Origin of the sequence: Pseudolabrys sp., assembly GCF_035943735.1 — a bacterium.
Taxonomy (GTDB): domain Bacteria; phylum Pseudomonadota; class Alphaproteobacteria; order Rhizobiales; family Xanthobacteraceae; genus Pseudolabrys.
Genome location: NZ_DASZBV010000001.1, coordinates 59,151 through 72,669 on the forward strand (window position 1 = coordinate 59,151; position 13,519 = coordinate 72,669).

At 66.2% G+C, this 13,519-nt stretch carries 11 protein-coding genes; 5 read left to right on the plus strand and 6 right to left on the minus strand.

What is annotated here, in order from left to right; genetic code table 11:
* Position 1: 1 nt before the first annotated feature.
* The gene (gene modB / locus VGV41_RS00285) at positions 2–697 is read right to left on the minus strand and encodes a molybdate ABC transporter permease subunit (RefSeq protein WP_326861638.1); all 696 of its coding nucleotides are present in this window, start codon (positions 695–697) and stop codon (positions 2–4) included.
* A 159-nt stretch (positions 698–856) separates the two neighbouring features.
* Positions 857–1,633 (minus strand): molybdate ABC transporter substrate-binding protein, encoded by a 777-nt coding sequence (modA, locus tag VGV41_RS00290; protein ID WP_326861639.1) that lies wholly within the window; start codon positions 1,631–1,633, stop codon positions 857–859.
* 182 nt (positions 1,634–1,815) lie between these two features.
* Here modA and VGV41_RS00295 point away from each other — a divergent pair, with 182 nt between their 5' ends.
* Positions 1,816–3,441: a GMC family oxidoreductase gene (locus tag VGV41_RS00295; protein ID WP_326861640.1), complete on the plus strand. Its 1,626-nt coding sequence runs from the start codon at positions 1,816–1,818 to the stop codon at positions 3,439–3,441.
* A 163-nt stretch (positions 3,442–3,604) separates the two neighbouring features.
* On the opposite strand, the gene VGV41_RS00300 is transcribed toward VGV41_RS00295, so the two are convergent.
* Entirely contained in the window at positions 3,605–5,995 is a 2,391-nt protein-coding gene (locus VGV41_RS00300; RefSeq protein ID WP_326861641.1) for a transketolase, read from the minus strand.
* Between the two features lie 127 nt (positions 5,996–6,122).
* Here VGV41_RS00300 and VGV41_RS00305 point away from each other — a divergent pair, with 127 nt between their 5' ends.
* Complete coding sequence (locus tag VGV41_RS00305; RefSeq protein WP_326861642.1) at positions 6,123–6,596, plus strand: Lrp/AsnC family transcriptional regulator; 474 nt, start codon at positions 6,123–6,125, stop codon at positions 6,594–6,596.
* 15 nt (positions 6,597–6,611) lie between these two features.
* Here VGV41_RS00305 and mepA read toward each other — a convergent pair whose 3' ends face one another.
* Positions 6,612–7,820 carry a penicillin-insensitive murein endopeptidase gene (gene mepA, locus VGV41_RS00310; RefSeq protein ID WP_326861643.1) on the minus strand — a complete coding sequence of 403 codons (1,209 nt, stop codon included), beginning with the start codon at positions 7,818–7,820 and terminating at the stop codon, positions 6,612–6,614.
* 198 nt (positions 7,821–8,018) lie between these two features.
* Here mepA and VGV41_RS00315 point away from each other — a divergent pair, with 198 nt between their 5' ends.
* The 3 genes from VGV41_RS00315 to VGV41_RS00325 all read left to right on the plus strand — a co-directional run bounded on the left by VGV41_RS00315 (position 8,019) and on the right by VGV41_RS00325 (position 9,826).
* Complete coding sequence (locus tag VGV41_RS00315) at positions 8,019–8,756, plus strand: L,D-transpeptidase (RefSeq protein WP_326861644.1); 738 nt, start codon at positions 8,019–8,021, stop codon at positions 8,754–8,756.
* A gap of 82 nt (positions 8,757–8,838) precedes the next feature.
* On the plus strand, positions 8,839–9,396 hold the full coding sequence (locus VGV41_RS00320) for a L,D-transpeptidase (RefSeq protein WP_326861645.1): 558 nt from the start codon (positions 8,839–8,841) through the stop codon (positions 9,394–9,396).
* 148 nt (positions 9,397–9,544) lie between these two features.
* Positions 9,545–9,826 (plus strand): PilZ domain-containing protein, encoded by a 282-nt coding sequence (locus tag VGV41_RS00325; RefSeq protein WP_326861646.1) that lies wholly within the window; start codon positions 9,545–9,547, stop codon positions 9,824–9,826.
* 69 nt (positions 9,827–9,895) lie between these two features.
* Here the strand turns inward: VGV41_RS00325 and VGV41_RS00330 are convergent, their stop codons facing one another.
* Together VGV41_RS00330 and lepA are read right to left on the minus strand one after the other, a co-directional pair.
* Positions 9,896–11,518 (minus strand): ABC-F family ATP-binding cassette domain-containing protein, encoded by a 1,623-nt coding sequence (locus tag VGV41_RS00330; RefSeq protein ID WP_326861647.1) that lies wholly within the window; start codon positions 11,516–11,518, stop codon positions 9,896–9,898.
* Positions 11,519–11,679: 161 nt separating this feature from the next.
* Positions 11,680–13,491, minus strand: coding sequence for a translation elongation factor 4 (gene lepA, locus VGV41_RS00335; protein ID WP_326861648.1), 1,812 nt, complete (start codon positions 13,489–13,491; stop codon positions 11,680–11,682).
* Positions 13,492–13,519: the final 28 nt, after the last annotated feature.

Consider the following 13,519-nt stretch of genomic DNA (forward strand, 5'->3'; position numbering starts at 1 on the left):
GTCACTCTCCATGCAGGCGGGCCGCGGCACGCCGCGCCAGCCATTCCGAGGCGAACAGAGCGGCGAATGAGATCAACACCGCGACGATGACGAGATGCAGCGCCGCGGCGTCGCCGCCCGGTACTTGCGTCAGCGTGTAGATCGCCGCCGAGATGGTCTGCGTCTCGCCGGGGATGTTGGAAACGAAGGTGATGGTGGCGCCGAACTCGCCGAGCGCGCGGGCGAAGGCCAGCATCATGCCGGCGATGATGCCGGGCAGCGTGAGCGGCAAGGTGATGCTGACGAAGGTCCAGAACGGGTCGGCGCCGAGCGTCATGCCCGCTTCCTCGAGCCGGCGGTCGATCGCCTCGATCGACAGGCGGATCGCGCGCACCAGCAGCGGAAACGCCATCACGCCGCAGGAGACGACCGCGCCGGTCCAGCGGAACGACAGGACGATGCCGAAGTGGTCGGCGAGGAAGGCGCCGACCGGTGCGCGGCGGCCGAGCGTGATCAGCAAGAGATAGCCGGTGACCACCGGAGGCAATACCAGCGGCAGGTAAATGAGCGCGTCGAGCAGCGACTTGCCCCAGAAACGCTTGCGCGCCAGCACGTAGGCGATGGCAATGCCGAACGGCAGCGAGACGAGCGTCGCGACGCTGGCGATGCGCAGCGACAGCGCGACCGCAGTCCATTCGTCGGGGGAGAGATCAAACATACGGTGGTTCGTGCCCCGGACGCGGTGCAACGTGCAACGTTGCACCGCAGATCCGGGGCCCCGGTCGGTGGGACAGGAAGCGGGGCCCCGGGTGTGCAGCGCAGCACTGCGTGCCGCGCTGCGCCCGGGGCACGCACCTCATCGAGGCTGTCATCGTCATCACGACGCCGGCGTGGTCAGCACGCTGAAGCCGTATTTCTCGAAGATGTCTTTCGCCTGCCTGCTGCGCAGGAAGGCGAGATACTTTGCCACATCGGCTTTGGTCGTGCTCGCCGTCGCCGCCACCGGATAAGTCACCGGCGGATAGGAGCCGTCGGGAAAGACACCGACGATCTTCACCTTCGGTTCGACCCTGGCGTCGGTCTCGTAGACGATGCCGAGCGGCGTCTCACCACGGGCGACGAAAGCGAGCGTGGCGCGCACGTTCTCCGCCTGCGCCAGCTTCGGCTCGGCCGCCGCCCAGGCGCCGAGCTTGGTCAACGCGGCCTTGGCGTAGAGCCCGGCCGGCACCGCCTTCACGTCGGCGACCGCGATGCGGCCGTCGCCGGCGAGCTTGGCGATATCGAAGCCCTGGCCGATGGGCACGTGGTCGAGCATCGAACCCTTCGGCGCGATCAGCACCAGCTTATTGCCGAGCAGGTTCACGCGCGTGTCCGGCTTGATCAGTCTGTGCTCGGCCACATAGTCCATCCAGCGAAGGTCGGCGGAGATGAACACGTCGGCCGGCGCGCCCGCCTCGATCTGCCTGGCGAGCGCCGAGCTCGCTTCGTAACTGGCTGTGATCTTCGCGCCATTGGCCATGGCGAAGGCGGCGTCGACGTCGTCGAGCGCGTTCTTCAACGACGCGGCGGCGAACACGGTTATGGTTTCCTGCGCAACCGCGGGTTGCGCGAGGGCGAAGATGAGGCAGGCGAGCACGAAAAAGCGTTTGGCCATGGCGGTTCTCCTGGGACGCGCAAAGGACGCCCACCGGTGTCTGAGGTCATTTGAAGTGACCGATCGTCGGAACCGCCGTTCCGGCCGCGTACGGCGCATGCACGATGCGCCATTGGGTCACGGCCACTGTAACAACAGGGCACCCACAGGGTAAAGTCCGCCGACGTGAGAGTGAGGAGAACATGGCGCAGGCAACGCCCATCGAAGGCGAGTTCGACACCATCGTGGTGGGCGCCGGCTCGGCCGGCTGCGTGCTGGCCAACCGCGTCTCCACTGACCCGAGCAAGCGGGTGCTCGTGCTCGAGGCGGGCGGCCGCGACAACTGGATCTGGTTCCACATCCCCGTCGGCTACCTGTTCGCTATCGGTAATCCGCGCGCCGACTGGCTGTTCAAGACCGAGCCAGAGCCGGGTCTCAATGGCCGCAGCCTCAACTATCCGCGCGGCAAGGTGATCGGTGGCTCCTCGGCCATCAACGGCATGATCTACATGCTCGGCCAGTCGGCCGACTACGACAACTGGCGCCAACTCGGGCTGCCGGGCTGGTCGTGGGACGACGTGCGGCCGTTCTTCCGCAAGCACGTCGATCATTTCATGACCGAGGGTCAGGTTCACGGCCAGGGCGGCGAATGGCGCGTCGAGGAGCAGCGGCTATCGTGGGAAATTCTGGAAGCCTTCCGTCAGGCGGCGATCCAGTACGGCATCCCGGCGGTGCCGGACTTCAACACCGGCGACAACGAGGGCATCTGCTACTTCCACGTCAACCAGAGGCGCGGCCGGCGCTGGTCGGCGGCGCGCGGATTCCTCAAGCCGGTGCTGCATCGGGCGAACCTGAAACTGGAGACCGGTTGCCTGGTCGAGGCGATCGAGTTCAGCGGCAGGCGCGCAACCGGCGTGCGTTGGCGGCAGGACGGCAAATTGCGCAGCGCCAAATGCCGCGGCGAGATCGTGCTCGCCGCCGGCGCCATCGGCTCGCCGCAGATATTGATGCTGTCCGGCGTCGGACCGGCCGCGCATCTCGCCGAGCACGGCATTCCGCTCGTGCTCGATAAGCCAGGCGTCGGCCAAAACCTGCACGACCATTTGCAGTTGCGCACGATCTATAAGGTCGCAGGTGTGAAGACACTCAATTCGATGTATGCGTCGCTCGGCGGCAAGCTGGCAATGGGGCTCGACTATGTGCTGCGCCGGCGCGGCCCGCTGACCATGGCCCCGTCGCAGCTCGGCGCCTTCACGCGCTCCGACTCGACGCAGGACCGCGCTAACATCCAGTACCACGTGCAGCCGCTCTCGCTCGACAAGTTCGGCGAGCCGCTGCATCCGTTCCCGGCGTTTACGGCGAGCGTCGCCAATGTTCGGCCGACAAGCCGCGGCATGCTGACGCTGAAGTCGGCCGATCCGGCGGCGGCGCCGGCGATCCGGCCGAATTATCTGTCGACGCCGGAGGACCGGCGGGTGGCGGCGGATTCGATCCGCGTCACGCGTCGCATCGTGGCGCAGCCGGCGCTCGCGCAATATCGGCCGGAAGAGTATCTGCCCGGCGCGAGAGTCGGCGACGACGAGGCCGTGTTGGAGCACGCCGCCGGCGACATAGGCACCACCATCTTCCATCCGGTCGGCACCGCGCGCATGGGCCGTGACGACGATGCCCGCGCCGTGGTTGACGCGCGCCTGCGGGTCATCGGCGTCGACGGTCTGCGCGTCGCCGACGCCTCGGTGATGCCGTCGATCACGTCGGGCAACACCAATTCGCCGACGATGATGATTGCCGAGAAGTGCGCGGCGATGATGAAGGAGGATGGCCGCTGAGGTTCACCTCCCCGCGTGCGGGGAGAGGTCGCCCGCCGAGCGTGAGCGATGGCGGGCGGGTGAGGGGGCGTTACCGCGAGTCTGAGCTTCGAGGAAACGCCCCCTCACCCGGCTCGCAGCTTCGCTGCTCGCCACCCTCTCCCCGCAAGCGGGGAGAGGGAAATCAGAGCGCCCGCAAATGCCGGATCGGCCGTCCAGGCGCGATGGCCTGCGCGGCGGCGATGATCGCCTGCGCGTCGATGCCGTAATGGCGATAGAGATCGGCGAGAGTACCGGTCTGGCCGAAATGCTCGACGCCGAGCGAGCGCGTGCGATGACCGCCGACCGCGCCCAGCCACGCCAGCGTCGCCGGATGGCCGTCGAGCACCGTGACAATTGCGCAACCGGGCGGCACCTCATCGAGCAAACGTTCGATGTGCGACCGTGCATGCACCAGGCCGCGTTCGCGCGCGCGCTGCGCCGCCGTCCAGCCGGCGTTGAGCCGGTCGGCCGATGTTAGCGCGAGAAGGCCGATATCGCGGCGATCCTCGGCCATCAGGCCGACCGCCGCGATCGCCTCCGGCGCGATGGCGCCGGTATAGGCGACGACGACCTGCGCGTTCGGCCCCGGCCTGCGCAGCCAGTAGGCGCCGTCGACGATCTCTTGCGCGAGTTCGTCCGACATCGTTCGTTGCGGCTGCTCGACCGGGCGCGTTGAGAGCCGCAGATAGACCGAGCCGCCGGTCTCGTCGCGCAGCCAATTCCGTTCGGAAACTTCGCCGCCGCTCTTCTGCAAGTAGGCGAAGGCGAAAGCCATGATGACCGCGAGCTCATCGACATAGGCCGGCTCGAACGCGGCGAGCCCGTCCTGCGCCATGCCGATCAGCGGCTGGGCGATCGACTGATGCGCGCCGCCTTCGCCGGCGAGGGTAATGCCGGACGGCGTCGCCACCACCATGAAGCGGGCGTCCTGGTAGCAGGCGTAATTGAGCTGATCGAGGCCGCGGGCGATGAACGGATCGTACAAAGTGCCGATCGGCAGCAGCCGCACGCCGTTGATCGTGTGCGACAGGCCGAGCGCCGACAGGTTGATGAACAGGTTCGCCTCGGCGATGCCGAGCTCGATGTGCTGGCCCTTGGGCGAAAACTCCCAGTGGAACGTCGAGGGGATGCTTTCGCTCTTGAAGGTGTCGGCCATCGCCTCGCGCGCGAACAGACCGCGCCGGTTCACCCACGGGCCGAGATTGGTCGAGACGGTGACGTCCGGCGAGGTCGTGACGATGCGCTGCGCGAAGTCGTCATCGCCGCGGCCGATCTCGTTGAGGATGTTGCCGAACCCGGCTTGCGTCGACATGGTCGGCTGGATCGCCACCTGAAGCTTGTCCGGCACGGGAATCGCCGGCGCCGGCAGGCGCCGCTCGCCACCCTGTGCGAAGGGCACGCGGCTGAGGAACGCCTGCACGTCATCGGTCGCGATGCTAAGGCCCTCGAACTTGTCCCATTCGTGGCCTTCGCGCACGTTCTGCGCCTTGCGGTAGACGTCCATCTGCGCAGGGGTCATCAGGCCGGCGTGATTGTCCTTGTGTCCGGCCATCGGCAGGCCGAAGCCTTTCACCGTGTAGCAGATGAAGCAGGTTGGCTTGTCGCTCTTGGCGGCATGGAAGGCCTCGAGCAGCGCCGGCAGGTCATGACCGCCGAGATTATTCATCAGTGCCGCGAGCTCTGCATCCGAGCGCTTCGCGATCAGCCGCGACACATCGCCTTGGTCGCCGATCTCGTCGTTCAGCCGCTTGCGCCACGCGGCGCCGCCAGCGAACACCAGCGCCGAGTAGAGCGGGTTGGGGCAGTTGTCGATCCATGTCTTGAGCTTGTCGCCGCCCGGCTCCCTGAACGCCGCCTGCTGCAGCGAGCCGTACTTCACGATGACGACGTTCCAGCCGAAATTCGTGAACAGCAGTTCGTAGCGCTCCCACAAGCCCTCGCGCACGACGGCGTCGAGGCTCTGCCGGTTGTAGTCGATGATCCACCAGCAATTGCGCAGGCCCTGCTTCCATCCTTCGAGCAGCGCCTCGAAGATGTTGCCTTCGTCGAGCTCGGCGTCGCCGATCAGTGCCACCATGCGGCCCTCGGGCCGATCCGTGCCCCAACCGTGCGCGCGCACGTAGTCCTGCACCAGAGACGAAAAGAGTGTCTGCGCCACGCCTAAGCCGACCGAGCCGGTCGAGAAATCGACGTCGTCGACATCCTTGGTACGCGAAGGATAGCTCTGCGCGCCCTTGTAGCCGCGGAAAGCTTCCATGCGCTCGCGCGTCTGCTTGCCGAGCAGATATTGAATGGCATGGAAGATCGGCGAGGCGTGCGGCTTCACCGCTACACGATCTTCCGGCTTGAGCACGTCGAAATAGAGCGCGGTCATGATGGTGGCGAGCGAGGCGGACGAAGCCTGATGGCCGCCGACCTTCAGCCCGTCGGTGTTCTCGCGCAGGTGATTGGCGTTGTGGATCATCCAGCTCGCCAGCCAGAGTACCTTGCGCTCCAGCGCCGAGAGGATGTGCAGGTCGTCGTGCTTCGCCATGGCCCACCTCGTGCCGTCGTAGTGCAAGAGTATGGGGATTCGAACGCGGCGATGCTTGCCAATCCACGCTATGAAGCACGCCAATATTGGCCTATTCTGCCAATTTGAACCGAAAAATGAGCAATTTATGCCAAATCCTGCCAAGCTCGACGCTGTCGACCTCAAGATCCTCCGCCACCTGCAGGCGGACGGGCGCATGAGTCTCGCCGACCTCGCCGACAAGGTCGGGCTGTCGCCATCGCCGTGCCTGCGCCGCGTGCGCCTCCTGGAGAAAGCGGGCGTCATCTCCCGCTACGTCGCGGTGCTCGATCAGCGCGCCGTCGGGCTGCCGGTCAGCGTGTTCATTTCGGTGAAGCTCGAGCGGCAGGGTGAGGAGAATCTCGATCGCTTCGCCAAGGCGATCGCGCGCTGGCCGGAAGTGCTCGAGTGCTATCTGATGACCGGCCCGCGCGATTATTGGCTGCGCGTCGTCGTTCCCGACCTCGCCGCCTACGAGCGCTTCCTCAAGACCAAGCTGACGCGGCTCGAAGGCATCGCCTCGATCGAGTCGAGCTTCGCGCTGGAGCAGGTGAAATACACCAACGTGCTGCCGGTGGCATGAGCGGGTATGGATGACTTAATGGACGCCGGCGCTGATCGTCTTCGCCGGCGCGTTGAGCACGGTCTTGCAGGCGGTCGGCAGGTCCGCGAGCATGATCTGCTTCGGCGGCTTGCCGCCTTTTTTCGGCTTCGGGTGCAGCACGCGGTCGGAGAACCAATAGTCGAGCGGCTTGCCGCAGGCGGCGCTGTCCGGCACCGGCGGCTGATGGCGGCAGTGCGGCGAATCCGCCGGGCATTTCAGCCGGATATGCATGTGGTCGTTGTGGCCGTACCAGGGACGCACCTTGTCCATCCACGCCGGATGCTTGTCGCCCTGCAACTCGCACATCTCTTTCTTGATCGCCGCGTTGACCAGCACGCGCTCGACCTCGGGTTGCTCGGCGGCGGTGCGGATGAAGGCGATGTCGGCCGTTGTCCACGTCTTCGGATTGATGTGCTTCCAGTCGGGGGCGACGAGATTGAGCGGCCCCATCGTCTCGCGCTTTTCCTTGCTCAGCACGTGAGCCGGCATCGGCGTCAGCCACACGTCGACGTCGAGGCCGATCTGGTGGCTCATGTGGCCGAACGGCAGCGGCCCGCCGCGGGGCTGCGCCATGTCGCCGACGAGGATGCCGTGCCAGCCGGTCGCCTTGGCGGCGAGCGGCGCGAAGCGCTCGAGGAATTTGACGAGCTCGGGATGGCCCCAGTTGCGGTTGCGTGACGGCCGCATGACCTGCCAGGTCTTGCCGGTGACCGGCAGCGCTTCGGCACCCTGCAGACAGCCGCGCGGATAGTAGCCGATCGCCAGCGGCTTGCCGACCGACGGCAGCTTCTTTTCGGAGAACAGGATCTTCGCCGGCTCGGTGGCGTCCTTCTTCGCTTCGCTGACCGCCGGCTTCTGCTGCGGCAGCGGCGCCGGCGTCGCGACAACGGGCGCGGGGGTCGTCGCCGCAGGAGCGGTGACGACCGGAGCGGGCGTCGGTGCCGGCGGCGCCGTGACGATCGGCGCGGGCGGTTGCGCAGGCGGCGTGCTCACGACCGGGGCGGCCGGTGCGGTTGTGGGCGCAGCCGTGACGGGAGCGGCTGCAGCAGGCGGGCTGGAGGCCGGAGCGGCGGTCGTGGATGGCGTTGCGTCCGGCGTCGCCGCTGCCGGCGGCGATTGCGCGATCGACGCGCGATCCACGGCGAGGATGCCGCCGATCGTCAGGGCGGACAGGGCGAACAGGGCGAGCAGGCGCGTGCGCATGGCTTGATTCACTAGCGCCTGGCCCGGGTTATGTCGCGTTAAATGCGCAGCATGGTTTAGGCGGTGGTGGTCGCCATATACCAGTGCCGCATCACGAAAAAGCGAACAGGATCAAGGCTTTTCATGGTTAATTAAAACTTTACAAGTTCCCTGCGGCAAGGGAACATGGAACCCGCTTTCGCAATCGGGGGGTGCTCCATGCGTCGCGCACGTCTTGCGGCCGCCGCCGCTGCGCTTCTTTTGGCTTGCGGCGCTGCCCGCGCCGAGGTCGTGGTCACCATCAGCAAAGCGCAGCAGAAGCTCGCCGTGAGCGTCGACGGCAGCGAGACCTACACCTGGCCGGTGTCGACCGGCCGCCGCGGCTACAGCACGCCCTCGGGGGTCTTCCATCCGCAGCGCCTCGAGCCGCACTGGTATTCGCGCAAATACGACAATGCGCCGATGCCGTGGTCGATGTTCTTTTATCGCGGCTATGCCGTGCATGGCACGGTCGAGGTGCGCCATCTCGGCCACGCCGCGTCGCACGGCTGCGTGCGACTCAGCCCCGCCAACGCGCACACGTTGTTCACGCTCATTCGCCGCGTCGGCATGCGCCACGCCAGGTTCGTGGTGACGGACGGGCCGCTGCCACGCCTGCGCCATGTGCCGGCCAACGTCTCGGTCGCGGAGGCCGCGCCGGCCGCTGCAACGCAGCCGGATGTCGCCGTGGCCCTCGCGCGGCAGGAGGTCGCCGCGCCGGCCGGGCATCCGCAGTCTGCCGCCAAGGCCGAACCCGCCGGGCATCTGAGCGCGCGGACGCGCCCGGCCGCCCGCGCCGAAGCGGCGCATCCGCCCCATCACGTGAGGACGTATGTCGCCAGCGACGAGGCGCGCGTGCTGCGCGAGCGCGAGGCCTGGCTGCGCAGCCTCGACCGCAAATACCACTTCGTCCGTTGACGGCTTCATCGCATTAACCGAATTGATCTAAATTAAGAAACCCTCTCCCCGGCGGTGGCATTCTCCTGCCGGGAGTTGGGGTATGCCGCGCGTTCTTGCCGCCATCGCGTTTGCCTGCGCATTGATGACCGCGCTTGCCTCGGCACGCGCCGAGATCGTCATCACCGTCGACAAGACCGCACAGCGGCTCAGTGTCGAGGTCGACGGCGCGCATCGCTACGACTGGCCGGTGTCGACCGCGCGTTGGGGCTATCGCACCCCCAACGGCAGCTACAGGCCCGAGTGGCTGGCGCGCAAATGGTTCTCGCGCAAATACGACTGGTCGCCGATGCCGTGGTCGATCTTCTTCGACGAAGGCTACGCCATCCACGGCAGCTACGAGATCTCGCATCTCGGCCGCCCGGCGTCGCACGGCTGCATCCGCCTGCATCCGAACAATGCCAAGATCCTGTTCGAGTTGGTGCAGCAGCACACGAAGGACACGCGCATCGTCGTCACCGGCGAAGGCCCGCCGGCGGCGCGGCATGAAGGCGCCGCGCGCAGGCGGCAGGCGCCCCTGCGCCGATACGAAGAAGACATGACCTTCCGCAGCATCTTCGCGCCGCATAATCCCTATTACGGCGGACCAGGCTCGCATTGACGCGAGGCACGGCGCGCGAGAACGCGGGCTTTTCGTCCGCAATTCACCGGCGTCATTGAAACAATTTCGATTGTTTCGCGGAACGAGTTCCTCGCAATTTGCACCGACCATGCGGTCGCATCGTACCCACCGGACCCCGGAGAACCCCATGGGAAGGTTTCAGACTGTGCTTGCCGCCCGCGAACGCCGGCGTGCGCGCCGCTATGACGTCAAGGTCAAGGCGCTGATCACGATGGACGAGGCAGGCGCCGAGCTGCACTGCACGATGCACGACATCTCGCAGACCGGCGCGCTGATCGAGGTGCCGGACAACGAGGATCTGCAGGAATTCACGCTGACGGTCTCGCGCCGTTGCCGGGTCGTGCGCCGCAGCGGCGACGGCAAGAAGGTCGGCGTCGAGTTCCTGGTGCCGTGGGTAGTGAATCCTTAAGGCCGGCGCTCGATTCGTTCGCTGGCGACCAACGCAAATTTAGAGTCGGCGGCCCGCGCAGCGCGCGGGTCAACTGTGCAGCCCTGGCGCTTCGTGCCCGGTGCGCGCGACATATTCCGTGTAGCCGCCGCCGTATTGGTGCACGCCGTCGGGCGTCAGCTCCAGCACGCGATTGGACAGCGCGGCGAGGAAGCGCCGGTCGTGCGACACGAACAGCATCGTGCCCTCGTAATCGGCGAGCGCCGTGATCAGCATCTCCTTGGTCGCCATGTCGAGATGGTTGGTCGGCTCGTCGAGCACGAGGAAGTTCGGCGGGTCGTACAGCATCAGCGCCATGACCAGCCGCGCCTTCTCGCCGCCCGACAGGACGCGGCACTTCTTTTCGACGTCGTCGCCGGAGAAGCCGAAGCAGCCGGCGAGCGTGCGCAGCGAGCCCTGGCCCGCCTGCGGGAAGGTGTCCTCCAGCGTCTCGAACACCGTGCGTTCGCCATCGAGCAGATCCATGGCATGCTGCGCGAAGTAGCCCAGCTTGACGCTGGCGCCCAGCGCCACGGTGCCGTCGTCCGGATCGGTGGCGCCGGCCACCAGCTTCAATAGCGTCGACTTGCCGGCGCCGTTGACGCCCATGACGCACCAGCGCTCCTTGCGCCGCACGGTGAAATCGAGGCCGTCATAGATGCTGCGGCTGCCATAGCCCTTCTGTACGTCCTTCAGGATCGCCACGTCGTCGCCGGAGCGCGGCGCCGGCGGGAAGTCGAACGCCACCGTCTGGCGCCGCTTCGGCGGCTCGACGCGCTCGATCTTGTCCAGCTTCTTCACGCGGCTCTGCACCTGCGCCGCATGGGAGGCGCGCGCCTTGAAGCGCTCGATGAACCTGATCTCCTTGGCCAGCATCGCCTGCTGCCGCTCGAACTGCGCCTGCTGCTGCTTTTCGCTGAGCGCGCGCTGCTGTTCATAGAATTCGTAGTCGCCGGAATAAGTCGTCAGGCCGCCGCCGTCGATCTCGACGATCTTGCCGACGATGCGGTTCATGAACTCGCGGTCGTGCGAGGTCATCAGCAGCAGGCCCTCGTAGCCCTTGAGGAACTGCTCGAGCCAGATCAGGCTTTCGAGGTCGAGATGGTTCGACGGCTCGTCGAGCAACATGGCGTCGGGCCGCATCAGGAGAATACGGCCGAGCGCCACGCGCATCTTCCAGCCGCCCGACAGCTTAGCCACGTCGCCGTCCATCATCTCCGGAGTGAACGAGAGGCCGGCAAGCACCTCGCGCGCGCGGCTTTCCAGCGCATAGCCGTCGAGCTCCTGGAAGCGGTGCTGTACCTCGCCGTAGCGCTCGATGATGGCGTCCATCTCGTCGGCGCGATCCGGATCGGCCATCGCGGCTTCCAGCTCCTTCATCTCGGCGGCGATTTCGCTCACCGGCCCGGCGCCGTCCATCACCTCGGCGACGGCGCTGCGTCCTGCCATCTCGCCGACGTCCTGGCTGAAGTAACCGATGGTGACGCCGCGATCGACCGCGACCTGGCCTTCGTCGGGCGCCTCCTGTCCCGTGATCATGCGGAACAAGGTCGTCTTGCCGGCGCCGTTCGGGCCGACGAGGCCGACCTTTTCACCCCTGTTGAGCGCCGCGGAGGCCTCGATGAAGAGGAGTTGGTGGCCGTTTTGTTTGGAGATGTTGTCGAGACGGATCATACAATTCTTCCTAGTCATTCCGGGGCGCGGCCGCGAGGCCGCGAACCCGGAATCCAGCAAGGCTGGCTGTCTTCGTGTTTGTGGATTCCGGGTTCGCGCCTTCGGCGCGCCCCGGAATGACGTAAGGCAGGCCGCAACGGCTGTTCGGGCAGCTGCCTCGTCTACACATCCACCTTCAGCGCGGCGATGAACGCCTCCTGCGGAATGTCGACCTTGCCGAACTGCCGCATCTTCTTCTTGCCCTTCTTCTGCTTGTCGAGCAGCTTGCGCTTGCGGGTGGCGTCGCCGCCGTAGCACTTGGCGGTGACGTCCTTGCGCAGCGCGCGCACGGTCTCGCGGGCGATGATCTTGCCGCCGATGGCGGCCTGGATCGGCACCTGGAACATGTGCGGCGGGATCAGCTCCTTCAGCTTTTCCACCATGCCGCGGCCGCGCGTTTCGGCGCGCGTGCGATGCACCAGCATCGACAGCGCGTCGACCGGCTCTTCGTTGACGAGGATCGACATTTTCACCAGATCGGCTTCGCGATAGTCGGTGAGGTGGTAGTCGAACGAGGCGTAGCCCTTCGATACCGACTTCAAGCGGTCGTAGAAGTCGAACACCACTTCGTTGAGCGGCAGGTCGTACTTCACCATCGCGCGCGAGCCGACATAGGTCAGCTCTTTCTGATTGCCGCGGCGATCCTGGCAGAGTTTCAGCACCGAGCCGAGATAGTCGTCGGGCGTCAGGATCGTCGCCTCGATCCACGGCTCCTCGATGGTCAGGATCTTCATCACGTCCGGCATGTCGACCGGATTGTGCAATTCGATCTGCGTGCCGTCGCGCAGGTTCATCTTGTAGATGACCGACGGCGCCGTCGCGATCAAATCGAGGTTGAACTCGCGCTCGAGCCGCTCCTGGATGATTTCCAGATGCAGCAGGCCGAGGAAGCCGCAGCGGAAGCCGAAGCCGAGCGCCGCGCTCGTCTCCATCTCGTAGGTGAAGCTGGCGTCGTTGAGCCGCAGCTTGCCCATAGCGGCACGCAAGTCCTCGAACTGCGCGGCGTCGACGGGGAACAGGCCGCAGAACACCACCGGAATTGCCGGCTTGAAGCCCGGCAGCGGATCGTCGACGGGGTTGCGCTCGTCGGTAATGGTGTCGCCGACGCGCGTATCGGCGACCTCCTTGATCGACGCCGTCAACATGCCGATCTCGCCGGGTCCGAGCTCGTCCACCGGCGTCAGCTTCGGCAGGAACACGCCGACGCGATCCACCTCATAGTGCGACTCGATGCCGATCATGCGGATGCGCTGGCCCTTTCTGAGCGCGCCATCGACGACACGCACCAGCACGACCACGCCGAGATAGGCGTCGTACCAGCTATCGACCAGCAGCGCCTTGAGCGGCGCATCGCGGTCGCCCTTCGGCGGCGGCAGCTTGGTGACGATGGCTTCCAGCACCTGGTCGACGTTCAACCCGGTCTTTGCCGAAATGCCGATGGCCTCCGAGGCATCGAGGCCGATCACGTCCTCGATCTGCTGCTTGATCTTTTCCGGCTCGGCGGCGGGCAGGTCGACCTTGTTGAGCACGGGCACGATCTCGTGGCCGGCGTCGAGCGCGTGATAGACGTTGGCGAGCGTCTGCGCCTCGACGCCTTGGCTGGCGTCGACCACCAGCAGCGAGCCCTCGCAGGCGGCGAGCGAGCGATTGACCTCGTAGGCGAAGTCGACGTGGCCCGGCGTGTCCATCAGGTTGAGGATGTAGTCCTTGCCGTCTTTGGCGCGGTACTTCAGGCGCACCGTCTGCGCCTTGATGGTGATGCCGCGCTCCTTCTCGATGTCCATCGAGTCGAGCACCTGCTCCCGGCCCGCCATCTCGCGCGCATCGAGCCCGCCGGTGAGCTGGATGAGCCGGTCGGCGAGCGTCGATTTGCCATGGTCGATATGCGCGACGATGGAGAAATTGCGGATGTTTTCGATCGGGACGGACGTCATGGGGCGCGAGATAACACCCGGGCAGGGG